Below are 26,620 nucleotides of genomic sequence, written 5' to 3' on the forward strand. Positions count from 1 at the left end.
GTGCGCGATGCGCGCTTCAGGCTTCAGGTTTCAGGCTTCAGAAGCGGCTCAGGCCGCGGCGGTGCGCGCGCGCATCATCGCCTCGAACGCATCGCCAATGCGCTGCACGTGCGCGTTCTTGTGCGCGAGTTCGCCGTCGGGCCGCTCGCGATGCACGAGCATCGTCGCGTTCGCTTCGAAGACGAAAATGCTGCCGTCCGGCAGCACCGTGAAATCCACCCCCGCGTAGTCCAGATCGAGCCGCCGCCCGATGGCCGCAATCGCGGCCGCGCCGCGCGCGCCGAGCGCCGCGGCGGGATCGGCGAGAAAGCGCGCTTCTTCGTCGAGCTTCCAGCGCACGCCCTCCATGCCCGCCGAGAAGTAATGCACCATCCAGTGCGGCGATATCGCGAGATGGTAGGGATACGGCACGCGGTCCACGAAGGCCATGCGGTACTTGCGGCAGGCGCCGTCGGCGTCGCGCGTGTCGTGAAAAGCGCTCACGTAGTACGGGCCGGATTGCGCGGCGAGCGCGGCGTCGAACTGCGCGCGCGTATCGCAGCGCACGAGCCCTTCGCCGCCATGGGTCGCCACGGGACGCACCAGCAGCGGCAGCGCCATGTGCGCCGCGTGGGCGCGCTCCCACACCTGCGCGGCGGCTTCATTCGCATCCTCGATACGGATGCACGGCGCGCACCGCACGTCCGCGAGGCCGCTCAGAAGCGCCGGCAGCCGGTCGCGCCGCGTGGCGGCCACGCGGGCGGGCGCGTTGAGCAAGGGACGCGGGCAGGCCTGCGCGAACCGCGCGAGACGCTCGGCCAGCGGCCCGGCGATGTCGGGGTCGCCCACGGCGTTGAAGACGAGATCGAAAGGCGGCAGGCTTGCGTCCTCTTCGGGCGCGGCGTAGTCGATCGCGTATTTGATGCGGCCGTTCTGCGGCACGGGCACGAGCAGGTCGAACGGCACATTGCCGGCCGAGCGGCCGGCGCACAGCAGCAGCACCCGGCGCGCCGGCTGCCCCGCCACTTCCACATAGACGCGTTGCAGCGCATACGCGCGCTCGCGGCAACCCTCCGCGAGATCGTGGCGCTCCGCCTTCGCATGGATCGCGGCGAGATTTTGCCAGGCGGGCGCCTGAGCGGCGTCGAGGTGGAGCGCGAGTTCGTACCAGCGCTGCGCGCGCGCATGGTCGCCCTTCATGAAGTAGCCCGTGGCGACGGTGCCGATGCGCGCGGCGCCCTCGCGCGCCTCATGCGCCTCATGCATCTCATGCGCCCGAGCCGTCTGAAGCGCCTCGGCTGCGATCAGATGCGCGAGTGCGCCCAGTTCGTCGCCGGCCTCGCGTGCGCGCTGGGCCGCCTCGCGATGCTGCGCGGGCGTGTCGGTCATCACGGGAAGCAAGGCGTCGGTCATCGGCGTGGCCGCCTCTCTGGCGGCCCGGCAGTAGGCGAAGCGTGAAGTCTAACGGGACCGCCGCCGCGCATGCAAAAACGGCGATGGCCAGGTCCCGCCTTGCAAAGCGTGCGTTACGGCCGAAAGAGGTCGAACCCCGCGAGCGCGACCACGCCGCTCAAGGCGATCATCGGCACCGAATGGCGGCCGAGAAAAAGAATGGCTGCTGCGAGCCAGCTCGAAATGAAGAAAGCGCCGATGCGCCGCATGATGCCGCTCCGTACTGTTGATGCGCTGTTGCGCGAAGGACCGCAGGCACCGTGCGTGCCATGTCCTTCGAAAAAATGCGACCGCCATGCCCGGCCGTGCGACTCAGCCCAACCTCAGCCTAACGTATCGCGCGCGGTGCGCAGACGCGCAACGGTGTCCACGAACGCCTCGCCGCCCAGGCTGCGCTTGAGGCGCCCCGTGACAGCCGCGCTCGCGCTGTTAAGCGCGTCGCGTATCGCAAGCGCCGCCGCGGTGGGGACGATCGCCACTTCGCGGCCGTCGCCCTCGGTGCGGCGGCGCTCCACGTAGCCGCGCGCCTCGAGTCCGTCGAGCACGCGCGTGGCCGTGGGCCGCGCGATCGAAAGCACGTCGGCCAGCTCGCGCTGGAGCAGGCCCGGACGCTCCATCACCGCGCGCAGCATGAAGCCCTGGGGCGGCGTGAGATCGAACGGCGCGAAGGCGTCGGTCCATTCGCGCTCCAGCCGCCGCGCGAGCGCCGATGTGTTGAAGTAAAGGCACTGATCGAACATGGCCGCAGCATAACCCGGAATCGTTAGCTATGCAACGATCTGCGCGCAAAGCGGAAACAGGGATCGTTCGGGGCGCGCTCGGCGTTTCACCGGGTAGCGTCGCGGCCACAAAAAATGGTACTCAATGAAGACCGCCATGGAGGATACGCGCGGCATCGGCCTCATGCCGCCGCGCCCTCTGCCTCAAGGACAACCGCCACTGTGAATCCGCCTCTCGAAGCCACCGACCAGCCCGCGTGGGTCCCCTCGCCCGAGACCGTCGCCCGCGCACGCATCACCGAATTCATGCAATGGCTCGCGCGCGAGCGCGGCCTCGCGTTCGACAGCTACGCCGCGCTCTGGCAATGGTCCGTCGATGACCTCGACGCCTTCTGGACCGCGCTCTGGGACTGGGCCGACCTGCGCTCGGCCACGCCGCGCGGCAAGGCGCTGGAGAGCGACGCCATGCCGGGCGCGCGCTGGTTCCCGGGCGCCACCGTCAACTACGTTTCGCAGGTCTTTCGCCACGCCACGCCCGCGTACCCCGCCATCGTCTGGCGCAACGAAGCCGGCGCGCAGGGCGAGATGAGCTGGGCCGAACTCGAGCGCCAGGTGGGCGCGCTCGCGGCCACGCTGCGCGGCATGGGCGTGAAGCGCGGCGACCGCGTCGCGGCCTTCATGCCCAATATCCCGCAGACCCTGGTGGCGTTTCTCGCGGCGGCCAGCCTCGGCGCCATCTGGTCGGTCTGCTCGCCCGACATGGGCCGGCTCGCCGTGCTCGACCGCTTCCGGCAGATCGAGCCCGCCGTGATGATCGCCGTGGACGGCTATCGGTACGGCGGCAAAGCGCACGACCGCCGCGAACTGCTGCGGGAGCTGCTCGGCGAATTGCCGAGCGTGCGGCATCTCGTGCTGGTCCCCTATCTCGATGCGCAGGCCGAGGCGTCCGCCGTGGTGCCGGGCGGCACGCAGGGCACCGCGTGGCGCGACGCCATCGCGGGCACGGCACCGCTCGATGCCGAGGCCGTGCCGTTCGACCATCCGCTATGGATCGTCTATTCGTCGGGCACGACCGGCCTGCCCAAGCCCATCGTGCATGCGCACGGCGGCGTCGTTCTCGAACACGTCAAGCTCGCCTCGCTGCATCTCGACCTGCGGCCCGGCGACCGCTTCAACTGGTTCTCCAGCACGGGCTGGATCATGTGGAACTGCCAGGCGGCCGGCCTGCTGGCGGGCGCCACGCTGTGCCTCTACGACGGCAACCCCGGCTACCCCGACATGGGCGCGCTGTGGCGCTTCGTCGGCGACGCGCAGGTGAACTTCTTCGGCGCGGGCGCGGCCTTCTTCCAGGCGTGCCTGAAGGCGGGCGTGGAACCTAATCAGGTCTCCGAACTATCGGCGCTGCGGGCCGTCGGCTCGACCGGCTCGCCGCTGCCGCCCGAAGGCTATCGCTGGATTCTCGATCACGTCGGCGACGTGTGGATCGACGTGATTTCCGGCGGCACCGACTTCGCCGGCTGCTTCGTGGCGGGCGTGCCCACGCTGCCCGTCTGGCTCGGCGAGATGCAGTGCCGGTGCCTCGGCGCGCGCGTCGAAGCGTTCAATGACGAGGGCCAGCCCATCATCGACGAGGTGGGCGAGCTGGTCTGCACGGCGCCCCTCCCCTCCATGCCGCTCTACTTCTGGAACGACGCCGGCAACACGCGCTACCGCGACAGCTATTTCGACGTCTGGCCCGGCATCTGGCGGCACGGCGACTGGGTACGCATCACGGAGCGCGGGGGCGCCATCATCTACGGCCGCTCCGACGCGACGATCAACCGCCACGGCATCCGCATGGGCACGAGCGAGCTGTACCGCGCGGTGGAGGACCTGCCCGAGATCCTGGACAGCCTCGTGACCGACCTCGAATACCTGGGCCGCGAATCGTATATGCCGCTCTTCGTGGTGCTGCGCGACGGCGCCGTGCTCACGCCCGAACTCAAGGCGACGATACGCGAGCGCATCAAGGTCGCGCTCTCCGCACGCCACGTCCCCGACGACGTGTTCCAGGTCGACGCCGTGCCGCGCACACTCTCGGGCAAGAAGATGGAGCTGCCCATCAAGAAGCTGCTGCTGGGCCAGCCGCTCGCGAAGGTGGCGAATCCGGGGACCATGGCCAACCCCGAATCGCTCGCCTGGTTCAGCGACTTCGCGCACGAACTGGCGGCGCGCGGCAAGCCGCGTTGACGTTACTTGATGGCGTGTGACGGGCGCCGGTTCGATATCGATCGAGGGCCGGCTCGAAGCCCGCGGGAGGCCCGCCGAAGGTGCGAGCGAGGGCCGTCCGGTCACGGAGAGGCGGCGCGAGGCTCGCCAGCGTGTAAACTGCTGCCTTTTTGTCTTCCGCAGGTATGGTGCAAGCCCCCCCGCAAGCGGCGCTGAGCGGTCCGACCCTCGTTCGCCTGCTGGCTCGTCTGGCCGAAGCCGACGTTTCCGGACCGCAACAGCCGCTCGCCGACCGACTGAGCCAGTGGCTGGGCTGGACCGACGCGATCGGGCTTTCCACGGCGCTCAACGCCCCGCTGAACGCGCAGCCGCGCGCGGGCGCGGTGCGCGCGGCCGAGGCGCCTCCGCTCGACCGCGAGGACGCCGTCCAGGTCGCGAGTGCGCGCAGCGCGCTCACGAAGGCGATCACGCGCGCGTGCGCCCCGCCCGACCCGCGGCGCGGCGCGCGCGCGAACGCCCATCCGAACCCGGCTGCGGACCCGGATGAGCCCATCGACTACGCGGAGTTTCGCCAGGACTACCTGTCGATCCAGCAGATGATGGAAACCGAGGTGAGCCAGTTGCGCGGGCGCCTGCGCGCCCTGCTCGCGGCACGGACGCCCGCGCTCGCGCGCCTTGCGGCCATGGACGCCATCATGGAGCGCTCGCTCGGCGCGCGCGAGCAACGCGTGCTCGCCACGATTCCCGCGCTGCTGGGGACGTACTTCGAGCGCCTGCGCCGCGCCGGGCAGCAGACCCTGGCCGAAGCCGAAGCTGCGGGAGGCGGCGCGGAAACGCTCGTGGAAACGCCCGTGGAAACCGCCGCGGCAAATAACATGGCCAATAACATGGCAAACAGCGCGGCCAGTCGCGCAGTGCATGCCGCGATCCTGCCGGGCGCATGGCTCACCGCATTCCGCAAGGACATGCAGAGCGTGCTGCTCGCCGAACTCGACATCCGGTTCCAACCGGTGCAAGGGCTGCTCGCCGCCCTGCGCGCCCGCTAACCCAGACACCCCATGTCCCGATTTCGCATCGACTTTCTCGTCTTTCTCGCCGGTCTCGCCGCCGTTCTCTGGACCGGCATCGGCTATATCGCCTCGAACCCGCTCGCACTCGCCGTCACGCTGCTGATCGGCGCGTGCTACGTGATCGGCGCGCTCGAACTGTGGCGCTTCAGCCAGGACACGGCCGCGCTCGATACCGCCGTGAGCGAACTGGCCGCCCCGCCCGCCACGCTCAACGCGTGGCTCGAACGCGTGCCCGCCGGCCTGCGCGGCGCCGTGCGCCTGCGCGTGGAAAGCGAGCGCGCCGCGCTGCCGGGCCCCGCGCTCACCCCCTATCTGGTCGGCCTGCTCGTGCTGCTCGGCATGTTCGGCACGCTGCTCGGCATGGCCGCGACGCTCAAGGGCACCGGCGCCGCGCTGGAGGGCTCGACCGACCTGCTCGCGATCCGCGCCTCGCTCGCCGCGCCCGTCAAGGGACTGGCGTTCGCGTTCGGCACCTCGATTGCGGGCGTGGCCACGTCGGCCATGCTCGGCCTGCTTTCGGCGCTGTGCCGGCGCGCGCGCGCCGAGGCCGCCCAACGGCTCGACGCGAAGATCGCGACCACCCTGCGGGGCTTTTCGCAGGCGCACCAGCGCGAGGCAGGCTTCGCCGTGATGCGCCGCCAGGCCGAAGCAATGCCGGCAATCGTCGAGCGCTTGCAGACGGTGATCGCAGCCATCGAGCAGCAAAGCGTTGCCATGAACGAGCGGCAGATCGCGAGTCAGACCGCCTTCCTCGGCAAGGCCGAAGCCACGTGGACGGCACTCGCCGCGTCGGTGGCGCGCTCGCTCCAGGACAATGCGGCGAGCAGCGCGCGCGCCGCCAGCGCGGCGGTGCTGCCGGCCGTGGAAGCGACGCTCGCGAAGCTCAAGGAAGAAGCCGCGACGCTGCACGGCACGGTGACGCAGGCCGTCGAGCGGCAACTGAACGGCGTGAGCGAAGGGCTCGAAGCGACGACGGCAAGCGTGAGGCACGAAACAACGCGCCTGCACGACGCCGTGGCGCAAGCGGTCGAGCGCCAGTTGAGCGCCGTGGCGGAGAAGCTCGATGCTTCCACTGCGACGCTCAGGAGCGAGACCGCCTCGCTGCACGAAACGGTGACCCAGGCTGTGGAGCGTCAATTGGGCGCCATCGCAACCGGCTTCGACTCAACAGCCGCGCGTTTCTCACAGGAAACGGCCACCCTGCAAGGCACCGTTACGCAAGCTGTGGAGCGCCAGCTAGGCGCCATCACGACTGGCTTCGACTCAACGGTCTCACGTTTCTCACAGGAAACCGCCGCCCTGCAAGGCACCGTCACGCAAGCTGTGGAGCGTCAGCTTGGCGCCATCACCACCAACCTCGACTCAACAGCCGCGCGTTTCTCACAGGAAACGGCCGCTCTCCAGGGCGCAGTCACGCAAGCCGTGGAGCGCCAGCTAAGCGCCATCACGACTGGCTTCGACTCCACAGCCGCGCGTTTCTCACAGGAAACCGCCGCTCTCCAGAGCACCGTCACGCAGGCCGTGGAGCGCCAGCTAAGCGACATCACGACAGGACTCGCAGCCACCTCGGCCGGCCTCTCGGAGCAATGGCGCGATGCACTCGCGCAGCAGCGCGAGCAAAACGATACGCTCGCCGCCGACCTGCGCGCCTCGCTCGACCGCTACGCCGAAACCTTCGCGCAACGTTCGGCCGAACTGCTGTCCGGCGTTGCCGCGCGGCTCGACACGACGGCGGACACGGTTTCGCAAACCTGGACCGCCGCGCACGCGCAACACGCGCAGGTGAGCGAGCAACTGGCCCTGGCCCACCAGCAAGCCCTGACCGCCGCGGCCGGAAAATTCGACGAACATACGGCCGCCCTGCTGCGCGCAGCGGACGAATCGCATGCCGCCCTGCAAGCCGAACTCACGGCACGCGAGCAGCAGAGGCTCGACGCATGGCGCGAAACCGTCGCCACCATGACGACGGCGCTGCATGCCCAATGGAACGAGGCGCTCGCGCAAGCCGCAAGCCGCCAGCAGACCATCTGCGAAACGCTGGAACGCACTGCCGGCGAGGTCGCGGCCACCACCTCGGCGCATTCGCGCGAGACCATCGCCGAAATTGCGCGCCTCGTGCAGGCCGCATCGCAAGCGCCGCTCGCCGCGGCCGAAGTCGTCGCCGAACTGCGCCAGAAGCTCTCGGAAAGCATGGTCCGCGACACGGCGATGCTCGAAGAGCGCAGCCGCCTGCTGGCCACGCTCGAAACGCTGCTGGACGCGGTCAACCACGCCTCCACCGAGCAGCGCAGCGCCGTCGATGCGCTCGTTTCCACCTCGGCGGACCTGCTCGATCGCGTGGGCACGCGCTTCACGGAGCGCGTCGAGACGCAAGCGCACAAGCTCGACGGCATTGCCGCGCAGGTGGCGAGCGGCGGCGCCGAAGTGGCGAGCCTTGCCGATGCGTTCGGTGCCGCCGTGCAGTCGTTCGGCACCTCTAACGAAACGCTCGTCGCACAGCTCCAGCGCATCGAAGGTTCGCTCGACAAGTCGCTCGCGCGCAGCGACGAACAGCTCGCCTACTACGTCGCCCAGGCGCGCGAAGTGATCGATCTGAGCCTGCTTTCGCAGAAGCAGATCATGGAAGAACTGCAGCAGCTTGCCAGCCAGCGCGCCGAAGCAGGAGCCGAAGCAGGAGCCGACGCCGCATGAGCGAAGAGATCGACGGCGGCGCGGAGCCGACCACGCCCGTCTGGGCGGCCTTCAGCGATCTGATGTCGGTGCTGCTGGGCGCGTTCGTGCTGATCCTCGTGAGCGTGATCGGCGTGCAGCTCGAACTCTCGACGAAGCTCGACCAGGCCGTGAAGGAGCGCCAGGCGGAAGCGCAGCGCCGCAAGACGCTCGAAGAGGCGCTGGCCGGCCCGCTCGCGGCGGGGCGCATCACGCTCGTGAACGGGCGCATCGGCATTAGCGGCAACGTGCTCTTCGCGCTCAACTCCGATCAGTTGCAGCCCGAGGGGCGCCAATTGCTGCAGAGCCTGGCCGGGCCGCTCGCGGCCTACCTCAAGGCGCACGACGAAATCCTGATGGTGAGCGGCTTCGCCGACGACCAGCAGGTGCGGGCGAGCAACCGGCGCTTCGCCGACAACTGGGAGCTTTCCGCGCAGCGCGCGCTGACCGTCACGCGCGCGTTCATCGAGGAAGGGGTGCCCGCTTCGTCGGTATTCGCGGCGGCCTTCGGCTCGGAGCAACCCGTGAGTTCGAACGCCGACGCCGCGGGGCGCGCCAAAAACCGGCGCGTCGAAATCGCGCCGGTGCCGCGTTCGAGCGCCGCGGGCGGAGACCGCGGTGAGTGAGCACGCGCTGCCCGTGCGGGCGCAACTCGACGCCTGGCGCGAGCGCGGCGCGGACCGGCTCGATCCCCTGCGCTTTCGCCTGATCGAAGCGCTGGCGCAGCGGGCGGACGGCCGCAGCGGCGAAGCGCGCCGCCTGCTCGATGCCAGGCTCTCCGAATTGATTGCGCAGTACACGGCGCTGACCGGGGGTTTCGCTCAAGCCACGCAAGACGCACACGAAGCGTACGAAGCATACGATGCGCCCGATGCGCCGGCACAGACGAGCAACGCACTGGGCGCCCTGGTGGACCGCCTCGCCCACCACGCGAACACCGAAAACGGCGCCAAGGTGCGCAACAGTGACGGCAGCACCTGGACCGTTTCGCCCGAATTGATCGATTACTTTCGCGCGACCTGGGCTCGCGTGCGCGCCGGGCAGCAGTTGCGCGAGGCGCAATTCCAGGTGCCGCAGAACGCCGGCCCGCTCAATTCGATGAGCCTCGTGCACCGCTCGCTTTCGCTCATGCGCGAGCTTTCGCCCGGTTATCTGCAGAATTTTCTGGCCTATGCCGATGCGCTCTCGTGGCTGGAGCAACTGAACGCCGTCGATGCGCCCGCCAGCAAGGAAGCGCCGCGCGCGGCCAGCACGAAGAAGAGCACGCGCAGCAAGGCGCGTTAATCAAAGGGTGCCGCGGGCACCCCTGCGCCGGACGAAACGGGAAGCCCTGCGGCTTTCGTCGGCATACACGCCAGCACGCCGCCATGCCCCACAAGCCGAACGACCGTACGAAAACAGGGCATATCCGCTATCATGCAGAGCAAACGCCTACGTCCAGCAGTGCCCAACCCGATAACGGAGACATCGATGCAGATGCGTTGTTATTGCGTGACCAGCCACGGTCAGCCGCTCGAACTGAAGCACCAGGAAGTTCCGCAACCGCAAGGCACCGAAGTGCTGGTGCGCGTGAAGGCCGCCGGCCTGTGCCACTCCGACCTGCACATCTGGGAGGGCTACTACGATCTGGGCGGCGGCAAGAAGCTCTCGCTCGCCGACCGCGGCATCAAGCTGCCGCTCACCCTCTCCCATGAAATCTGCGGCGAAGTCGTCGCGGCCGGCCCCGATGCCGGTCCGGTGCAAACGGGCATGGCCGCCATCGTGCATCCGTGGATCGGCTGCGGCGCATGCCCCGCCTGCGTGCGCGGCGAGGAAAACCTGTGCATCAAGCCCCAGTCGCTCGGCGTGATGCGCAACGGCGGTTTCGCCGACTACGTGATCGTGCCGCATCCGCGCTATCTGGTCGATCTTGGCGGGCTCGATCCCGTCAAGGCCGCGCCGCTCGCCTGTGCCGGCGTGACCACATATTCGGCCATCCGCAAGTTCGGCGAGCGCATTCATGAAGCGCCGGTGGTGGTGATCGGCGCGGGCGGGCTCGGGCTCATGGCCATCGAAGTGCTCAAGGCGCTGGGCGGCAAAGGCGCGATCGTCGTCGATATCGATGCGGCCAAGCGCGAAGCCGCGCTCAAGGAAGGCGCGCTGGCCGCCATCGATGCGCGCGCACCCGACGCCGCCACGCAGATCGCCGAGGCCGCAGGCGGCGGCGCGCGCGCCGTGCTCGATCTGGTCGGCGCCACCTCCACGGTGACGCTCGCGCTCGATTCGTGCGCGCGCGGCGGCCACGTGGTGATCGTCGGCCTGATGGGCGGCGACATCACGCTCGCGCTGCCGATCATTCCGATGCGGCCGCTGCGCATCGAAGGCAGCTATGTCGGCACGCTGCCCGAACTGCGCGAGCTCGTCTCGCTCATGCGCGACGGCAAGATCCGCCCCGCCCCCGTATCGCCGCGGCCGCTGGACGAGGTCAACGAGGCACTGCAAGCCCTGCATCACGGCAAGGTCGTGGGACGGCAGGTGCTCGTTCCATAAGCGCGGCCGCGCGCTTATCGTTCGCAATCCGTATCAATCGGCCATCAACCCGCGATCAACCCGCGACGGCCGCCGCAGCGCGTTCTGCGCGGCCGCCGCGCAAGCCCGGCCGCTTCAGCCCCAGGTGATCGCGCAGCGTGCGCCCTTCGTACTCGCTGCGAAACAGGCCCCGGCGCCGCAGTTCGGGCAGCACCAGCGCGATGAAGTCGTCGAGCCCGTCGGGCAGCAGCGCGGGCATCACGTTGAAGCCGTCCGCGCCATAGTTCACGAAGCGCTCTTCCAGCGCATCCACGATCTGCTCCGGCGTGCCCACCAGTTGCCAGTGGCCGCGCGCGCCCGCCACCCGCAACGAGAGTTCGCGGATCGTCAGGTTCTCGCGCCGCGCGAGCGCAAGCGTGAGCGACTGGCGGCTCTTGCTCGCGTTGGTTTCGGGCAGTTCGGGAATGGGGCCGTCGAGCGGATAGCCCGAAAGATCGATGCCGCCCGTCAAGGACGAGACCATCGCGAGCCCCACCACGGGATCGATCAGCGCCTGCAGCGTCTCGAACTTCTCGCGCGCCTCGCCCTCGGTGCGCCCCACGATCGGCATGACGCCCGGCATGATCTTGAGGTTGTCGGGATCGCGGCCGTGCGCGGCAAGCCGCCCTTTCACGTCGGCGTAGAACGCCACGGCGTCTTCCAGCCGCTGCTGCGCCGTGAAGATCACCTCGGCCGTACGCGCCGCGAGCGCCTTGCCCGCCTCCGACGACCCCGCCTGCACCACCACCGGATGCCCCTGCGGCGCGCGCGCCACGTTCAGCGGCCCGCGCACGTTGAAAAACTCGCCGCGATGGTCGAGCACGTGGCGCTTCGCCGGATCGAAGAAACGGCCTGCGGCCTTGTCGTGCACGAAGGCGTCTTCGTCCCAGCTATCCCACAGGCCCGTCACGACTTCGGCGAATTCTTCGGCGCGCTCGTAGCGGCGCGCATGCGCGAGATGCTGGTCGAAGCCGAAGTTCTTCGCCTCATGCTCGTTCGACGAGGTCACGAGATTCCAGCCCGCGCGCCCGCCGCTGATATGGTCGAGCGAGGCGAACTTGCGCGCGATGTGATACGGCTCGTTGAACGTGGTCGAAGCCGTGCCCACGAGGCCGATGCGCTCCGTCACGGCCGCCAGCGCCGAAAGCAGCGTAAGCGGCTCGAACTGCGCGACGTAGCTGTGCGCGGTGCGGCTCAGGTATTCCACGTTGTCGCCGCGCGTGCCGGAGCCGTCCGCGAGAAAGATCAAATCGAACTTCGCGGCTTCGGCGGCGCGCGCCAGTTCGACGTAATGGCGAAAGCGGCTGCCCGCATCGGCAAGCGCATGCGGGTGGCGCCATGCGGCAATGTGATGGCCGGTGGGGTAGAGAAAGGCGCCAAGGCGCAGGTGTCCGGAACGTTGGCTCATGGGAGAGGCGGAACGCGCAGCGTGGAGAGGAATGAAGCGAACCATTCTGGGCCGGCGCCTCGTGGGCCGCCACGAAGAAATCCGCACATCGATATGCGCGGGGCCGCAAACGGCGCCCGGCGGCATGCCCGGCGACCTTGATGACCCCGGCGACCCCGGCGGCCAGCGCAGGCGCAACGCCATGGCCCGAATTGAGGCGCGCCATGCGCTCTATTCCGGCCGCCGCGGCTGCCCCGCCTGCCGTAGAGTACGAACCTGCCCTTGTTTTCTCCGCCCCGACACATCCGCAAACCGCCCACCGTGACCGCCACGACGCCCCCCGCAGCCGCCCCCACCGCCGACGACATCGTGCGCGAAGCCGCCACGCTCGCCGCGAACCAGCGCTTCGTCGAAGCGCTCGCGCTGCTCGTGCCGCTCGCCGGCAACGGGGCCGCGCCGGAAGACGCAAACCGCATCGACGTGCTCAATCTCGCCGCGGCCTGCGCCGCGAGCGTGGGCCAGCCCGACGCCGCGCAGTCGCTGTGGGTGCGCTGCATCCAGGCACGGCCGGCCTTCACCGAGCCCTACCTGGGCCTCGGCGCGCTGCTCGCCGCGCGCGGGCAACTCGCCGAAGCGCAGGCGATCTACGCGCACCTCGCACGCCTGAGCCCCGAGCGCGCCGAGGTGCATAGCCAGCACGGCGCGGTACTGCACCGGCTCGGCCGCCTCGACGAAGCCGAGGCCGCGTGCCGCCGCGCCCTCGCGCGCGAGCCGGGCCATGTGGAAGCGCTCTGCAATCTCGGCACGGTGCTCCACGACGCAAAGCGCAGCGAAGAAGCCGAAGCGGCCTGGCGCGCGGCACTCGCGGTGCAGCCGCACCATGCGCGCACGCACAACGGCCTCGGCAACCTGCTGCGCGAAAGCGGGCGGCTCGTGGAGGCCGAACTGGCCTATAGCGAGGCCGTGCGCGCGCAGCCGCGCTACCCCGAGGCGCTCAACAACCTCGGCGCGCTGCAAAGAGCGCTCGGCCGCTCCACCGAAGCCGAACTCGCCTGCCGTCTCGCGCTTGCCGTGCAGCCGGACTACCTCGAAGCGCACAACAACCTCGGCTGCGTGCTCTCCGATCTCGGGCGGCTCGTGGAAGCCGAAGCGGCCTACCGCCAGGCCCTCGCGCTGCGCCCCGACTACGCCGACGCGCATTACAACCTCGGCTGCGTGCTGCATGCGCGCGGCCATCTGGCCGATTCCGAAGCGGCCTTCCGCACGGCGCTCCAGCTTGCGCCGACGCGCATCGAAGCGCTCAACAACCTCGGCTGCGTGCTGCTCGACCAGTTGCGCCTGCCCGAAGCCCTGGCGGCGTTTCGCGCCGCGCTCGCCGTGCGGCCCGATCTCGCCGAGGCTTACTACAGCATCGGCAGCATCATGAGGGAGCTGGGCAATCTGGACGAAGCGGAAGCCTGCTACCGGCGCGCGCTCGAACTGCGCCCCGGCTACGGCGACGCGCAGTTCCGCCTCGCCACGCTGCTCCTGACGATGGGGCGGTTCGAAGAAGGCTGGGCGCGCTACGAATGCCGCTACGAAATGCCGGGCTTCGTGCATCACGCCACGCAGGCGCTGCTCAAGTGCCCGAAGTGGCAGGGCGAACCGCTGGAGGGCCGGCGCCTGCTCGTGTGGCAGGAAGACGGCCTCGGCGACATGCTGCAGTTCGGCCGCTTCCTGGCTCTTTTGAAGGCGCAGGGCGCCGCGCGTATCGTGCTGGCCTGCGGCGCGCCGCTCGTGCCGCTTTTCGCGGGCGTGGAAGGCGCGGATGCCGTGCTCACCCACTTCGAAGCAGCGGCCGAGGCGCAAAACTTCGACGCGTGGATCAGCGCGATCAGCGCGCCGCTGCATCTCGGCACGACGCTCGATACGATTCCGCCGCCCGTGCGCTTCGCGCCCGACGCCGCGCGCCTCGCGCGCTGGCGCGACCGCCTCGCCGACCTCGGCGCCGGCCCGCGCGTGGGCCTCGTCTGGAAGGGCAACCCCAGGCATAAAAACGACCTGCACCGCTCGCTGCCCTCGCTGCGCACGCTCGCGCCGCTCTGGCGCGTGCCGGGTGCCCGGTTCGTGAGCCTGCAAAAAGGCGCGGGCGAAGAGGAAGCGCTCGACGCCATCGCCGGCCTGCCCCCCCTGCCCATCGTGCCGCTCGGCCCCGAACTCGACGACTTCGCCGATACGGCCGCGGTGGTCTCGCAGCTCGACCTCGTGATTTGCGTCGATACCTCGACGGCGCATCTGGCCGCTTCGCTCGGCAAGCCCTGCTGGGTGCTGCTGCCGGCCTACGACGTGGACTGGCGCTGGCTGCATGGCCGCGACGACTCGCCGTGGTATCCCGGCACGGTGCGGCTTTTCAGGCGACGCCTCGACGAAGCCTGGCCAGAGGTGGTCGAACGGGTGCGGCAGGCGTGCGAGACGCATTTCGCCGCGTGAGGCGCAACGCTCGCGCGGTCAGTCCCAGAGATTGCGGAACGCCACGGCGGCGATCACGGGCACGCAGAGAATGAGGGGGATGGCGAAGTACGGAATCTCCAGATCGACCACCCAGCTATAAACGAGCCAGCCGATACCGGCGCCCAGCGTAGCCACGCCCACCAGCGCGGTGAGGGTATTCAACACCCAGGTGGGCGGGCGCTTGCGCTTGCGTTCTTCGGTGGGGGCGGGTTTCATCGGATCGTGCGCGGCGGGCGGTGAGTGGGCAGGCAGTCGATCGGGAAGTCAATCGGCAAGCCGATCGGGACTGCGATTCCGGGCATTTTACTCCGCACGCCTCGCGCATTGCGTGCTCCCGAGGGCTGCCGGCTTTACCTCCGAGGTAATCGATCCGCCGCGCGCACCGCCCTATCCTCGTTGCTGCCTGCACACCGTTACGTGTGCCGTAGTACCCCAACGAGGACCGAAACCATGACCGCTTATGCCGTCGCCCATCTGCGCGAAGTCGAAATGTGCCCCGCCATCGTCGAGTATCTGGAGAAGATCGACGCCACGCTCGCGCCCTACGGCGGCCGCTTCGTGATTCATGGCGGCCCTGTCGAGCAGATCGAAGGTGCCTTCCGGGGCGACCTGATCGTGATCGCGTTCGACGACCGCGAACGCGCGCGGCAGTGGTATCGCTCGGCCGCCTATCAGGCCATCCTGCCGCTGCGCACGCAGCACGCCACGGGCGAAGCGTTCCTGATCGACGAGGTGCCGCAGCCGCATCGCGCGACCGACGTGCTCGCCAGCGCGCACGACCCGCGCTGACACTTCGTGCGGGCCGCTCGCGCCGCCCGCGCCCCTCACGCGCGCGGTTCGTCCGCTGCCAGCAGCACGCCCTTCTTGAAGACGAAGCAGCCATAGCCGCGCGGCTCGCCCGTGGCGATCACGCAATACGCCTGCTTTGCACGCTCGTAGAACGCAAAACGTTCGAGCGGCGCGAACGGCACTTCGCGGCCCTCGCCCGCGTTGACCTCGTGCTGGGCCTCGCGCTGCACGGCGGGCAGCGCGTGCGGGTCGCCCACCACTTCCATGCGCAGCGCCGGATCGTCGACGAAGCTGTCGAGCGGCATGACCGAGAGCACCGCGCGGACCGCCCGCGGCGCATCCACGCCGTCCAGACGCAGCACGCGGCCAATCACGGTTGCACGCGCAACCGAATCGGCGGGGAAATTGGCGTCGCAGACCACGACTTCGTCGCCGTGCCCCATCGATGCCAGTGCATGCAGCACGTCGGCGTTGAGCAGCGGATCGAGATTTTTCAGCACGGTGTCTCCTCTTGATAGTGCACAGGAACGGCGCAGCGCGCGCGTTGCGGCGACATCGTACCGTGCGCGGCGGACGCGCCACAAGTGCGCGTGAATGCGCATTGCATCGGCAGAACCTTGTTTCACCGACCTGCCGCCCACCCCGCCCAGGCCGCATTGGCCGCATTGGCCGCCGTCAAACATGTTTGCAAAGCAATCTCCGTCCGTCGCAAACGTTTTCGTGCGTTTCATAATTCTTTCTTCATCGGCGCGGAAACTGTGCGCGACCCATCCATCAGAATGGACGCACCCATGAGAATACGCCCCCGCGACGCCTCGCAGGCGAGCGCGTTCGCCCTCGCGTTTGCCGTTGTTCTCGCAACGATTTCGCTTGCCGCGTGCGGCCCCGATGCCGGACCCGACGCGGGCGGCTCGACCGCCTCCGTCCCGACACCCGCACAGGCCAACGCCGCGCCGACGAGCGCCGCGCCGCTGCTTCCGCAAACGGCCTACGCGGCGGCGCCATCGGCCGGCAACGGCGCGAACGGTATCGCAAGCGGCACGTCCAGCTCCGGCGACACAGCGCCGCCCGCCGCCGCCGTGCAAAGCGCGCAAGCGAGCCTCGCCGCGGACAGCCAGCAGGTCGCGCCGGTCCTCAGCTACGCCCCCGGCGACGCCGACGATCCCGGCAACCCGGCCAACGATTCCCGCCGTACCGCAACGACAAGCCAGTAGAAACCCGCCGTACCATGGTGTGTACATGCACATGCCTTCATCCCACAAGCAAGCACAAGCAGAAAGGTGATCAACAATGACGTCAACCAGCCGTCGCCGTTTCCTGCAGACTGTCGCCTCGTCGGGCGCTGCCGCCGCCGCGATGACCGTGTTTCCCGAGTCGATCCGCAACGCGCTCGCCATTCCGGCGTTCTCGCGCACCGGCTCGATCCGCGACGTGGAGCATATCGTCGTGTTCATGCAGGAGAACCGCTCCTTCGACCACTACTTCGGACACCTGCGCGGCGTGCGCGGCTATAACGACCGCCTGCCGATCCCGCTGCCCGGCGGCCAGCCGGTCTGGTATCAGCCTTCGAAGGAAAACGCGGCGCAGCCCGTGCTGCCGTTCCACCTCAACACGCAGACCACGAGCGCGCAATGCGTGGGCGACCTCGACCATAGCTGGTACCCCACGCACTACGCGATCAACAACGGCATCTACAACCAGTGGCCGCAGTACAAGACCGACATGACGATGGGCTACTACCTGCGCGCGGACATTCCGTTCCACTACGCGCTGGCCGATGCGTTCACGGTCTGCGACCAGTACTTCTGCTCGCTGCCCGGCCCCACCCACCCGAACCGCGCCTACCTGATGACGGGCATGGTCGATCCGGGCGGCACCATGGGCGGCCCGCTCCTCGACAACAACGACTACGTGGACGGCGACGTGCCGCCCGCCTACCAGTTGCTCTCGTGGACGACCTACCCCGAACGCCTGCAGGCCGCCGGCATTTCGTGGCAGATCTACCAGCAGGGCACGAACGGCAGCGACCCGCTGAACGGCAACTACGGCACGAACATCCTGCAGAACTTCGTGAACTTCATCGACGCGCAGCCGGGCTCGGCGCTCTATCAGCGCGCCCAGACCGTGCGCACGATCGCCGACCTGAAGAACGACGTGCTCGCGAACAACCTGCCGCAGGTCTCGTGGCTGCTGCCGCCCGCCGCGTACTCGGAGCATCCGAAGTACACGCCGGCCTACGGCGCCGAGTACACCTCGCAGATTCTCGACGCGCTCACGTCGAATCCCGAGGTGTGGAGCAAGACCGTGCTCTTCATCATGTACGACGAGAACGACGGCTTCTTCGACCACATCGTGCCGCCGCAGCCGCCCACCACGCCCGCACAGGGCAAATCGACGGTGAGCGTGGAAGGCGAAATCCACGACGTCGTGAACCCGTACCGCGGCGGCAGCTACACGGCCGACGGCCTGCCCTACGGCCTCGGCCCGCGCGTGCCGATGACCATCGTCTCGCCGTGGACCAAGGGCGGCTTCGTGTGCTCGCAGGTGTTCGACCATACCTCGGTGATCCGCTTCATCGAAGCGCGCTTCGGCGTGCACGAGCCGAACATCACGGCATGGCGCCGCGCCGTGTCGGGCGACCTCGTTTCGGCATTCGACTTCCGCACGCCGGACGCCACCATGCCCGCGCTGCCCGACACGAGCAACTACATCGCGACGGCCAATAACCAGTGCTCGGCCAACCCCGCGCCGACCGTGCCCGCCACGCCGGGCCCGATCGACGCGCAGGAGCCGGGCGTGCGCTTCGCCCGCGCGCTGCCCTACGAGCTGCACGTGAACGGCAAGGTGAACGCCGAGCAGAATACGCTCGACATCACCTTCGCCAACACGGGCCGCCAGGGCGCGCACTTCTACGTGTACGCCGCGAACCGCAGCGACGGCCCGTGGCGCTATACGGTGGAAGCGGGCAAGTCGCTCTCCGACACGTGGGACCTCGCCGTGACGAACGGCGCGTATGCGTTCGAAGTGCACGGGCCGAACGGCTTCGTGCGCCGCTTCACGGGCACGGTGGCCGCGGCTTCGTCGCAGTCGTCGCAGTCGTCGCAACCATCGCAACAAGCAGCGGCTTTCGGCCACCACGGCGGCACGCCGGCGCCCGAGGTCACGGCGCACTACGACGTCGCGAACGGCAACCTGTTCCTGCGCTTTGCCAACACGGGCGGGGGCGTGGCGCGCCTGAACGTGATCGACAACGCCTACGGCGCGCGCGAGCGAGCGGTGCTGGTGCCGGCGGGCGCACGGATCGAGGAAGCGTGGATTCTCGCATCGAGCCATCACTGGTACGACCTGAGCGTGACCAGCAACGACGACTCGACCTTCCAGCGCCGCCTGGCCGGCCATATCGAGAACGGCCGCCCGAGCATCAGCGACCCGGCCGCCGTGGCGCCCGTCACGACGCTGAGCTAAGGCACGCGGGGCGCTCGCCCCGCTGCCAGCCCGCCCGGCGGTGCGCGCGGCTTCGGCTGCGAGTGCCGCCGGGCGGCGAGCCGGAGGGCGCGGTCCCGCCCGCTCCGTTCCGGCTTCCTTGATGCACGCCGCGCTCGCCCATCCTGCGCCCCAACGCTTTCCGCCTTCCGCCCCCCCGCCTTCCCGCCCTGTGTCATTCCCCCAACTCGCGCAGTTGATTTGTTGCGCATGAGAATCGTTTGCATTATCATTCGCGCCGATTACGCCGTTATTACATCACCTTACGACCCGGCCACCGGCCGCGCACGCGCCGTCAGCCGCCGCACCATTCGAAGAACATGCTCAATCTCGCCGCCGCCCGCGCTCCGGCCGGCCCGCTCGCCGCCGTCCGCTTCGCACCGTCCACCCGGTTTCCGCTCACCGCCGCCCTGCTGATTAGCGCGGGCCTCACGCTCTCCACCGTGGCCACGCCGGGCTGGGCCGACGAAACCACCGCCAGCCCCGACAGCACGGGCGCGCTGCCCACGGTCAAGGTCAGCGCGGCGCGCGACGCCGAAACCGCCTCGCCCGAGCGCGTGAGCGCCGGTGCGCTCGGCAACCGCAAGCAGGTCGATACGCCGTTCTCCACCACCGTGGTCACGACCGAGCAGGGCAAGGATCTGAACGCCTCCACGATCAACGACCTGTTCAAGTACGATCCCGCCGTCACGGACGCCGGCAACAACGTGACGGGCGAAAACGCGTTCTTCAGCATCCGCGGCCTGCAGATCGACATGCTCAACGGCGTGAAGGTGGACGGCCAGAATTTCCCGTCGTGGGACACGGAACTGTCGCTCGAACCGTTCGAGCAGGTCGAAATGCTCAAGGGCCTGTCGGGCTTCATGTACGGCTTCAGCAATCCGGGCGGCATCGTCAACTACGTACTCAAGCGCCCGACCGACGACCCGTACCGCAGCTTCTCGATCGGCTACGAGTCGGCGGGCGTATTCAGCGAGAAGGTCGATCTGGGCGGCCGCTTCGGCAACGACAACCGCTTCGGCTACCGCCTGAACCTCGTGAACGAAGACGGCAACACCGCTGAGGCGAACGGCCACGTGCGCCGCCAGGTCGCTTCGCTCGCGCTCGACTTCCGCATCACGCCGGACCTCACCTGGACGGCCGACGCCTTCTACCAGAAGCGCAAGACCAACGGCACGCTGTTCGGCCTCATGTTCGGCCCGGGGCTCGGCATTCCCGATCCGGACTCGGTCACGCGCGAACTCACCCAGCCGCAGAACTTCTATCAGACCGAGATCGCCTCGTTCGGCACGGGGCTCGACTACCGCCTCTCGGACAACTGGCACGCGAGCCTGAAGTACCGCTTCGCGAAAGAGAACCGCACGAATTCGGACAGCCTGCTGTACGTGGAAAACGCAGCCGGCGACTACCAGAACACGCTGTACGCGGCCATGACGCGCTACTTCTACCAGAACGTGGACGCGATGGCGCAGGGCAAGTTCGAAACGGGCACCTTCAAGCACGATGTCGTGATCGGCGCGAGCTATCAGACCCAGCAGAGCGAGTACGACAACAGCGAAGGCTGGAACTCGGGCTACAGCCTCGGCACCGGCAACCTCTACTCGAGCACGCTGCTCACCAACGACGAAGTCCATATCGGCGAGAACCTGTACCGCCAGGAAGCGACCTCGCAGACTTCGCTCTACGCGAGCGACACCGTGCAGCTCACCTCGCGCCTCTCGGCGCTGCTGGGCCTGCGCTACACGCAGTATCGCGACAAGGTCTATCAGCCCGACCAGTCGGTGATGTCGAACTACAGCGCCAACCCGGTCTCGCCCACCGTCGCGCTGATGTTCAAGCTCGACCCGTACTCCACGGTCTATGCGAGCTACGTGGAAGGGCTCCAGCAAGGCGGGGCCGCGAGCAACACCAACCTCAACTACCCGCAAACCTACGGCCCGCTCAAAAGCAAGCAGTACGAAGTAGGCTACAAGTCCGATCATCGCAACTGGGGCGCCAATCTCGCCCTCTTCCGCGTCGATCAGGGCTACGACTACACCAATACGGCCAACGTCTACGTGCAGGACGGCACGAAGCGCTACGACGGCGTGGACGCGAGCGGCTGGCTCCAGCTCGCCACCGACTGGCGCATCATGGGCGGCATGATGTGGCTCGACGCCAAGGCCGTGGACGTGGACGACCCGACGGTGGACGGCAAGCGCGTCTATGCAGCGCCGCGCTTCACGCTCACGGGCCGCGTGGAGTACAACCCGTCGTACCTGCGCGCCCTGACTCTGGCGTTCGGCGGCAAGTACGTGGGCAACATGGCCGTGGACGCGGCCAACACGCAGTTCGTGCCCGCCTATACCACCTGGGACCTGAGCGCGAAGTACGAAACCCAGGTGGCCGGCAAGGACGTCACGCTGCGCGCGGGCGTCAACAATCTCTTCAACCGCCGCTACTGGACCACCTCGTGGGGCGCGTACGTAATGCCCTCCGCCACGCGCACGTTCGTGGCGAACGCCACGCTGGAGTTCTGAGGCACAGGGCGCTTTGCGCCCGCTCTACGTCCGCTCATGTCCGCTCTACGTCCGCTTTACGCCTTCACGGCCCTGCCCGCCGCCAGCAGCGCGCGGCGAGCAGTGGCACAATGGACGGTCCAGTCTTCCGGCTCCGCGTGCAAACAGGGCGAACCGCCCCTCCCGCACGCGGCTGCTTTCCCCCAAGTTGAAGAGGATCGCCCCATGACGTCCAGCGTGAAGCCCTATCCGGATACCCAGATCTATGTCGATGGCGCCTGGCGCGCCGGTGCCAGAACGATTCCCGTGATCGATCCGGCCACCGAAGCCGAAATCGGGCGCCTCGCCGTGGCCAGCGAGCAGGACTTGTCGGACGCCGCCGAAGCCGCGGCGCGCGCCTTCCGCGAATGGCGCAAGGTGTCGCCCTACGAGCGCAGCAAGCTCATGCGCCGCGCGGCGCAACTGCTGCGCGAACGCGCCGACGACATCGCCGCGATCATGACGCGCGAGCAGGGCAAGCCGCTCGCCGAAGCAAAGGTGGAAACGCTCGCAGGCGCCGACATCATCGACTGGTTCGCCGAAGAAGGCCGCCGCACCTATGGCCGCGTGATTCCCTCGCGCGCCGAAGCAGTGCGCCAGGTCGTCACGCGCGAGCCCGTGGGCCCGGTGGCCGCCTTCACGCCGTGGAACTTTCCGCTCAATCAGGCCGTGCGCAAGGTCTCGGCGGCGCTCGCCTCGGGCTGTACCGTCGTGCTCAAGGGACCGGAGGAAACGCCCGCGAGCTGCGCGGCGCTCGTGCAGGTGTTCGTCGATGCCGGCCTGCCCGCCGGCGCGCTGAGCCTCGTGTTCGGCGTGCCTGCCGACGTGTCGTCGTACCTGATCGCGCATCCGGCCATCCGCAAAATTTCGTTCACGGGCTCGACGCCGGTGGGCAAGCTGCTGGCCGCGAAGGCCGGCGAGCACATGAAGCGCGTCACCATGGAACTGGGCGGCCACGCCCCGGCCATCGTGTTCGCCGATGCCGACGTGCCGCGCGCGGCAAAGCTGCTGGCCCTCGCGAAGATCCGCAACGCGGGCCAGGTCTGCATTGCGCCCACGCGTTTCATGGTGGAAGACGCCGCCTACGACGAATTCGTCGAGCATTTCGTCGCGACCCTGCGCGGCGTGAAGGTGGGCAACGGCCTCGAAGAAGGCGTGCAGATGGGACCGCTCGCGAACGACCGCCGCCTGGCCGCCATGGAACGGCTCGTGGCCGACGCGCGCGAACAGGGCGCGAAGGTGCTGACGGGCGGCGAACGCGTGGGCCGCGAAGGCTACTTCTTCGCGCCGACCGTGCTGACCGACGTGCCGCTTTCCGCGCGCATCCTGAACGAGGAGCCGTTCGGCCCGCTCGCGCCGGTCTCGCGTTTCTCGAGCTACGAAGAAGCGATCCACGAAGCCAACCGCCTGCCGTGGGGCCTCGCCTCGTATGCGTACACGCGCTCGAGCGCCACGTCCGCCGCGCTGTCCGACGACATCGAAACGGGCATGCTGTCGATCAACCACCACGGCCTCGCGCTGCCCGAAACGCCGTTCGGCGGCGTGAAGGACTCGGGCTACGGCTCCGAAGGCGGCACCGAAGCGATGGAAGCGTATCTGGTCACGAAGTTCGTCACCGAACATCGTTGATACGCGGGCCGGGGGCGCCGCGCAGGCGCTTCCGGCCCCGGCGCCGCCTGGCGGCCTGGCGCCACTTAACGCACCCCCGCGCACCCTCGCGCACCCTGGCGCGTCAAACCTCCGGCCATGCGCGCGGATGCTGCGGCAGTCCATCTGCGAGTTGCACCCAGCCGAGTTTCTGCGAAGTCCACGTGTGATGGGCGGGCGGCACCGCTTCGGGGTCGTCGAGACTGCCCGCCGTTACGTCCACCTCGTTCTCGAACGACGCATGCCGCCAGGTTAGCGGCGTGCCGCACACCCCGCAAAACGACCGCTCGACACCGGGGCTCGACGCCACCACACGCGGCACGCCGACGATGAACCGGAAGTCGCTGAGCCGCACGCTCAGCCACGCCGTACACGGCGCACCCGACGCATGGCGGCAATCGGCGCAATGGCACACCGTGCAGTCCCCGGGTTCGCCTTCGATCTCGTAGCGGATCTGTCCGCATAAGCAACCGCCCTTGAGCATAAGGTTCTCCCTGGCCGGATGAAGCGCGCGCACGCCTCGCCGGCGAAAGCCGTTGAAAGTTACGGGGCGGCTGATGCGGTGAATTCGGGTTAAGCGCGGCGCCCCGCCCTTCGATCGCAAGCGCCATGCCGCGCACCGCGGGTACGTCGCGGAGACTTCATGGGCACCTCATGGAATAGATCGCCGGGACACGCTGTTGACGCCAGTATCGGCCACCGCCGCCTTTGACTGGACCAACAGCAGCACCCAACCCGGACCCGCCATGCCTATTCTCGCCCACCCCGAACCGGCTATCCCCGCTTTACCGGCCGCCGCGCCCCCGCGCGTGCGGCGGCATGGAGCCCGGCCATGAACCGCGCGCCGATCTGCGTGCCCTGCCGCCTCGCGGCCATTGCCGCCATCGTGGCCGGCGCGGCGGCCGCCTTCGCCTGGACCGCGGGCTGGCTCACGCCGCACCGCGTGACCGCGCCCCACATCATCAATACCTTCGAAACGAACTACGGCGTGCACCCGGGCTTCCGGCGCAATCACGCCAAGGGCCTGTGCGTGGAGGGCTGGTTCGAGAGCAACGGCAACGGCGCGAGCGTCTCGCGCGCGGCCGTGTTCGCACCCGGCCGCACGCCCGTGATCGGACGCTTCGCGATTCCCGGCAGCAATCCCTCGGCGCCCGACGCCAGCGTGCCCGTACGCAGCATGGCGCTGGTGTTCCAGTTGCAGGACGGCGAACAGTGGCGCACGGGCATGAATTCGACGCCCGTCTTCGCGGTGCAGACGCCGCTGCAGTTCTTCAGGCAACTCGTCGCGTCGCGCCCCGACCCCGCCACCGGCAAGCCGGACCCGGCGAAACTCGACGCGTTCTATCGCGCGAATCCGGAAACCCTGCCGTTTCGCCAGTGGGTGAAGGCGCACCCGCCTTCGTCGAGCTTCGCGAATACCGGCTTCTACAGCATCAACGCCTTCATTGCGACCGACGCGAACGGGCGCCGCCAGGCCATCCGCTGGCAGACGGTGCCGGAAACGCCCTATGCCCCGCAAACGCCGGAGCAGAAGACACAGCCCGACTTCCTCTCGAACGATCTCGATGCGCGCCTCGCCCAAGGGCCGCTGCGCTGGCATCTCGTGATTACCGTCGCGCAACCGGGCGACCCCACCGACGACGCCACCGCGGCCTGGCCCGCCGACCGCACGCAGATCGATGCGGGCACACTCGTCCTGCAAAGCGCCTCGCCGCAAAGCGAAGGCGTATGCCGCGACGTCAACTTCGACCCGACCATCCTCCCGGCCGGCCTCGCGCCCTCCGACGACCCGCTGCTCGCCGCGCGCTCGGCCGCCTACGCCGTTTCCTTCAACCGCCGCACGCGAGAAGTCGCGAAGCTCGCACAATCGCAGGGAGAGACCCAGCCATGAACGCGCCCCGACGCCATTTCAGCGCGCCCTCGCGCCTCGTGCACTGGACGATGGCAGTCCTGATTATCGCCATGCTGTTCGTGGGCGTGGGCATGGTCTCCACGGTCTCGCGCCTGCACCTCGCGCTGCTGGCGCTGCATCGCCCGCTCGGCATCGCGATCCTCGTGCTCGTGATCGTGCGCGCGGCGCTGCGCCTCGTATATGGTGCGCCGCCGCTGCCCGGCGACATGCCGGGCTGGCAGCGCGCCGGCGCCCACGCCTCGCATCTCGCGCTCTATGCGCTGATGGCAGCAATGCCGCTGATCGGCTGGGCCATGCTTTCGGCCGGCGGCTATCCCGTGATGATGTTCGGCAGCGTGCACCTGCCGCCGATCGCGCCGCACAACGTGGCGCTCTATGCCGCGCTGCGCGCAGCGCATTCGTGGCTCGCGTTCGCGCTCTTCGCCGTGGTGCTGATGCACCTGGGCGCCGCGCTCTTTCACGCGTGGATCCGGCGCGACGGCGTGTTCGCGAGCATGGCGCGCGGGGAGGCGCGCAGCTAGACGCTGGCCGCGCCGCGCGCTGCATGCCCGCTGGCCCTGGCGCACGATCGCTCGCTCACCCGCCGCGCCGCGCTATACGTGCGCGTCGCGGCCCGCCACGGGCGGCACCGGCGGTCCCGCGAACTCCTGGAGCAACGCGTCGCGCGCCTCGCGGCGGCGCACCCAGAGGGCCGTGAGCATGGGCACGAGAATGGCCGTGACGAGGCACGAGGTCGCCACCATCGCGGTGGCGGCCGGCACGAGCGGCTTGAAGCGCGGAATCATCTCGCCGATGATCGCGGGGTTCGCCACCGCCGCGCCCGCCGTGGACGACGCGGCGAGCCCCGCCGCGCCGTTGCCGCCCGCAATGAGCCGATCGGCGAGGATGAGCGGAATGCCCGTCACGACGATCACGGCCAAGCCCAGCATGACGCCGCTCAGGCCGCTCTTCACGATCACGTTGAGGTCGATGCCGTTGCCGAGCGCGAAGCCGAAGAAGGGAATGAGCGGATGCACGCAGCGGCCGAACAGGTCGCGCAGATCGCGGTCGAGATTACCGAGCACGAAGCCCGCGAGAAACGGCAGCACCGCGCCCGCGAAGAGCCGCGGCTCGAAGAACGCCACGCCGGTCGCACCGAGGATGATCATGCTCACGAGCGGTCCCGACTCGATCGACATCAGCACGAAGGCGCCCGCTTCCTCTCTGGTGCCGTACTGCTGCATGACCGCGGCGTAGAGACCGCCGTTGGTCATGTCCATCGAGGTCGTGATGGCAAGCACGGAGAGGCCCGCGAACAACCCGGCCTTCACGCCATCGACAGGGATGAAGCGCGCCGCGACCAGCGTCGCGATCCACGCCACCGCCATCTTCGTGAGGAGCAGCGTGCCCGACTTGCGCAGGACCGTGCCGGTCGCGCGCAGGTCGATGGTCGCGCCCATGCAGAAGAACCACACCGCGAGTATCGGCACGGTGCCGGCGATCAATCCATTGGTGAACGAACCGAAGTACTTGCCTGCGCCCGGCGCGAACGTATGCACGCAGGCGCCCAGCAGCAACGGCACCAGCATCAGGCCGCCGGGTATGCGGTCTATCGCCTTCTTCAGCTTCATGCCTCCTCCGTGGACGCGATGTCCTGTGGCCGGATCGGCGCTTCGCGGTGTCCGGCTTTATGTCGGGATGCTCCCTGCCGA

The 26,620-nt window shown here is 68.8% G+C and carries 22 protein-coding genes; 14 read left to right on the plus strand and 8 right to left on the minus strand.

The window, feature by feature from the left end:
- Positions 1-48: 48 nt before the first annotated feature.
- From BFE01S_RS38005 to BFE01S_RS08965, 3 genes are all read right to left on the minus strand, one after another.
- Positions 49-1,392 carry an ATP-grasp domain-containing protein gene (locus tag BFE01S_RS38005; protein ID WP_052420834.1) on the minus strand — a complete coding sequence of 448 codons (1,344 nt, stop codon included), beginning with the start codon at positions 1,390-1,392 and terminating at the stop codon, positions 49-51.
- A gap of 113 nt (positions 1,393-1,505) precedes the next feature.
- Complete coding sequence (locus BFE01S_RS46240) at positions 1,506-1,640, minus strand: hypothetical protein (RefSeq protein WP_028225187.1); 135 nt, start codon at positions 1,638-1,640, stop codon at positions 1,506-1,508.
- 114 nt (positions 1,641-1,754) lie between these two features.
- Positions 1,755-2,171, minus strand: coding sequence for a MarR family winged helix-turn-helix transcriptional regulator (locus tag BFE01S_RS08965; protein WP_028225188.1), 417 nt, complete (start codon positions 2,169-2,171; stop codon positions 1,755-1,757).
- Positions 2,172-2,372: 201 nt separating this feature from the next.
- Here BFE01S_RS08965 and BFE01S_RS08970 point away from each other — a divergent pair, with 201 nt between their 5' ends.
- From BFE01S_RS08970 to BFE01S_RS08995, 6 genes are all read left to right on the plus strand, one after another.
- Positions 2,373-4,379, plus strand: a complete 2,007-nt coding sequence (locus BFE01S_RS08970; protein ID WP_028225189.1) for an acetoacetate--CoA ligase — start codon at positions 2,373-2,375, stop codon at positions 4,377-4,379.
- Positions 4,380-4,543: 164 nt separating this feature from the next.
- On the plus strand, positions 4,544-5,404 hold the full coding sequence (locus tag BFE01S_RS08975; protein ID WP_028225190.1) for a DUF3348 domain-containing protein: 861 nt from the start codon (positions 4,544-4,546) through the stop codon (positions 5,402-5,404).
- A 12-nt stretch (positions 5,405-5,416) separates the two neighbouring features.
- Positions 5,417-8,119 (plus strand): DUF802 domain-containing protein, encoded by a 2,703-nt coding sequence (locus BFE01S_RS08980; protein WP_028225191.1) that lies wholly within the window; start codon positions 5,417-5,419, stop codon positions 8,117-8,119.
- Positions 8,116-8,763, plus strand: coding sequence for an OmpA family protein (locus tag BFE01S_RS08985; RefSeq protein ID WP_028225192.1), 648 nt, complete (start codon positions 8,116-8,118; stop codon positions 8,761-8,763). Before BFE01S_RS08980 ends, BFE01S_RS08985 begins: the two co-directional genes overlap by 4 nt.
- A complete protein-coding gene (locus BFE01S_RS08990) occupies positions 8,756-9,421 on the plus strand; it encodes a DUF2894 domain-containing protein (protein WP_028225193.1) in 666 nt (221 codons plus the stop codon). The genes BFE01S_RS08985 and BFE01S_RS08990 overlap by 8 nt, the downstream gene beginning before the upstream one ends.
- A gap of 192 nt (positions 9,422-9,613) precedes the next feature.
- Positions 9,614-10,666, plus strand: coding sequence for an alcohol dehydrogenase (locus tag BFE01S_RS08995; protein ID WP_028225194.1), 1,053 nt, complete (start codon positions 9,614-9,616; stop codon positions 10,664-10,666).
- 55 nt (positions 10,667-10,721) lie between these two features.
- Here the strand turns inward: BFE01S_RS08995 and BFE01S_RS09000 are convergent, their stop codons facing one another.
- On the minus strand, positions 10,722-12,092 hold the full coding sequence (locus BFE01S_RS09000; protein WP_028225195.1) for an LLM class flavin-dependent oxidoreductase: 1,371 nt from the start codon (positions 12,090-12,092) through the stop codon (positions 10,722-10,724).
- 300 nt (positions 12,093-12,392) lie between these two features.
- Here BFE01S_RS09000 and BFE01S_RS09005 point away from each other — a divergent pair, with 300 nt between their 5' ends.
- Positions 12,393-14,540 carry a tetratricopeptide repeat protein gene (locus BFE01S_RS09005; protein ID WP_028225196.1) on the plus strand — a complete coding sequence of 716 codons (2,148 nt, stop codon included), beginning with the start codon at positions 12,393-12,395 and terminating at the stop codon, positions 14,538-14,540.
- An 18-nt stretch (positions 14,541-14,558) separates the two neighbouring features.
- Here BFE01S_RS09005 and BFE01S_RS09010 read toward each other — a convergent pair whose 3' ends face one another.
- Complete coding sequence (locus tag BFE01S_RS09010) at positions 14,559-14,777, minus strand: hypothetical protein (protein WP_028225197.1); 219 nt, start codon at positions 14,775-14,777, stop codon at positions 14,559-14,561.
- Between the two features lie 234 nt (positions 14,778-15,011).
- Here BFE01S_RS09010 and BFE01S_RS09015 point away from each other — a divergent pair, with 234 nt between their 5' ends.
- Positions 15,012-15,350, plus strand: coding sequence for a DUF1330 domain-containing protein (locus tag BFE01S_RS09015; RefSeq protein ID WP_028225198.1), 339 nt, complete (start codon positions 15,012-15,014; stop codon positions 15,348-15,350).
- A gap of 35 nt (positions 15,351-15,385) precedes the next feature.
- Here the strand turns inward: BFE01S_RS09015 and BFE01S_RS09020 are convergent, their stop codons facing one another.
- A complete protein-coding gene (locus BFE01S_RS09020; RefSeq protein WP_028225199.1) occupies positions 15,386-15,850 on the minus strand; it encodes an RbsD/FucU family protein in 465 nt (154 codons plus the stop codon).
- A gap of 291 nt (positions 15,851-16,141) precedes the next feature.
- Between BFE01S_RS09020 and BFE01S_RS38010 the strand changes: the two genes are divergently transcribed.
- From BFE01S_RS38010 to BFE01S_RS09040, 4 genes are all read left to right on the plus strand, one after another.
- Positions 16,142-16,564, plus strand: coding sequence for a hypothetical protein (locus tag BFE01S_RS38010; RefSeq protein ID WP_042337387.1), 423 nt, complete (start codon positions 16,142-16,144; stop codon positions 16,562-16,564).
- 76 nt (positions 16,565-16,640) lie between these two features.
- Positions 16,641-18,815 carry a phosphocholine-specific phospholipase C gene (locus BFE01S_RS09030; protein WP_028225200.1) on the plus strand — a complete coding sequence of 725 codons (2,175 nt, stop codon included), beginning with the start codon at positions 16,641-16,643 and terminating at the stop codon, positions 18,813-18,815.
- Positions 18,816-19,153: 338 nt separating this feature from the next.
- Complete coding sequence (locus BFE01S_RS09035; protein WP_042337388.1) at positions 19,154-21,352, plus strand: TonB-dependent siderophore receptor; 2,199 nt, start codon at positions 19,154-19,156, stop codon at positions 21,350-21,352.
- 204 nt (positions 21,353-21,556) lie between these two features.
- Positions 21,557-22,999, plus strand: coding sequence for an NAD-dependent succinate-semialdehyde dehydrogenase (locus BFE01S_RS09040; protein ID WP_028225202.1), 1,443 nt, complete (start codon positions 21,557-21,559; stop codon positions 22,997-22,999).
- Between the two features lie 103 nt (positions 23,000-23,102).
- Here BFE01S_RS09040 and BFE01S_RS09045 read toward each other — a convergent pair whose 3' ends face one another.
- Positions 23,103-23,501: a GFA family protein gene (locus BFE01S_RS09045; RefSeq protein WP_028225203.1), complete on the minus strand. Its 399-nt coding sequence runs from the start codon at positions 23,499-23,501 to the stop codon at positions 23,103-23,105.
- 348 nt (positions 23,502-23,849) lie between these two features.
- Between BFE01S_RS09045 and BFE01S_RS09050 the strand changes: the two genes are divergently transcribed.
- Positions 23,850-24,908: a catalase family peroxidase gene (locus tag BFE01S_RS09050; RefSeq protein ID WP_028225204.1), complete on the plus strand. Its 1,059-nt coding sequence runs from the start codon at positions 23,850-23,852 to the stop codon at positions 24,906-24,908.
- A complete protein-coding gene (locus tag BFE01S_RS09055; protein ID WP_028225205.1) occupies positions 24,905-25,450 on the plus strand; it encodes a cytochrome b in 546 nt (181 codons plus the stop codon). The genes BFE01S_RS09050 and BFE01S_RS09055 overlap by 4 nt, the downstream gene beginning before the upstream one ends.
- A 72-nt stretch (positions 25,451-25,522) precedes the next feature.
- Here BFE01S_RS09055 and kdgT read toward each other — a convergent pair whose 3' ends face one another.
- Positions 25,523-26,539, minus strand: coding sequence for a 2-keto-3-deoxygluconate transporter (kdgT, locus tag BFE01S_RS09060; RefSeq protein ID WP_028225206.1), 1,017 nt, complete (start codon positions 26,537-26,539; stop codon positions 25,523-25,525).
- Positions 26,540-26,620 lie beyond the last annotated feature (81 nt).

The organism is Paraburkholderia ferrariae NBRC 106233 (genome assembly GCF_000685035.1).
Taxonomy (GTDB): Bacteria; Pseudomonadota; Gammaproteobacteria; order Burkholderiales; family Burkholderiaceae; genus Paraburkholderia; species Paraburkholderia ferrariae.

Bases quoted from the DNA above. Each gene is read 5' to 3' on its own strand.
- BFE01S_RS38005 (WP_052420834.1), bottom strand. From the start codon at position 1,392: ATGACCGACGCCTTGCTTCCCGTGATGACCGACACGCCCGCGCAGCAT.
- BFE01S_RS46240 (WP_028225187.1), bottom strand. From the start codon at position 1,640: ATGCGGCGCATCGGCGCTTTCTTCATTTCGAGCTGGCTCGCAGCAGCC.
- BFE01S_RS08965 (WP_028225188.1), bottom strand. From the start codon at position 2,171: ATGTTCGATCAGTGCCTTTACTTCAACACATCGGCGCTCGCGCGGCGG.
- BFE01S_RS08975 (WP_028225190.1), top strand. From the start codon at position 4,544: ATGGTGCAAGCCCCCCCGCAAGCGGCGCTGAGCGGTCCGACCCTCGTT.
- BFE01S_RS08980 (WP_028225191.1), top strand. From the start codon at position 5,417: ATGTCCCGATTTCGCATCGACTTTCTCGTCTTTCTCGCCGGTCTCGCC.
- BFE01S_RS08985 (WP_028225192.1), top strand. From the start codon at position 8,116: ATGAGCGAAGAGATCGACGGCGGCGCGGAGCCGACCACGCCCGTCTGG.
- BFE01S_RS08995 (WP_028225194.1), top strand. From the start codon at position 9,614: ATGCGTTGTTATTGCGTGACCAGCCACGGTCAGCCGCTCGAACTGAAG.
- BFE01S_RS09000 (WP_028225195.1), bottom strand. From the start codon at position 12,092: ATGAGCCAACGTTCCGGACACCTGCGCCTTGGCGCCTTTCTCTACCCC.
- BFE01S_RS09010 (WP_028225197.1), bottom strand. From the start codon at position 14,777: ATGAAACCCGCCCCCACCGAAGAACGCAAGCGCAAGCGCCCGCCCACC.
- BFE01S_RS09015 (WP_028225198.1), top strand. From the start codon at position 15,012: ATGACCGCTTATGCCGTCGCCCATCTGCGCGAAGTCGAAATGTGCCCC.
- BFE01S_RS38010 (WP_042337387.1), top strand. From the start codon at position 16,142: ATGAGAATACGCCCCCGCGACGCCTCGCAGGCGAGCGCGTTCGCCCTC.
- BFE01S_RS09030 (WP_028225200.1), top strand. From the start codon at position 16,641: ATGACGTCAACCAGCCGTCGCCGTTTCCTGCAGACTGTCGCCTCGTCG.
- BFE01S_RS09035 (WP_042337388.1), top strand. From the start codon at position 19,154: ATGCTCAATCTCGCCGCCGCCCGCGCTCCGGCCGGCCCGCTCGCCGCC.
- BFE01S_RS09040 (WP_028225202.1), top strand. From the start codon at position 21,557: ATGACGTCCAGCGTGAAGCCCTATCCGGATACCCAGATCTATGTCGAT.
- BFE01S_RS09045 (WP_028225203.1), bottom strand. From the start codon at position 23,501: ATGCTCAAGGGCGGTTGCTTATGCGGACAGATCCGCTACGAGATCGAA.
- BFE01S_RS09050 (WP_028225204.1), top strand. From the start codon at position 23,850: ATGAACCGCGCGCCGATCTGCGTGCCCTGCCGCCTCGCGGCCATTGCC.
- BFE01S_RS09055 (WP_028225205.1), top strand. From the start codon at position 24,905: ATGAACGCGCCCCGACGCCATTTCAGCGCGCCCTCGCGCCTCGTGCAC.
- kdgT (WP_028225206.1), bottom strand. From the start codon at position 26,539: ATGAAGCTGAAGAAGGCGATAGACCGCATACCCGGCGGCCTGATGCTG.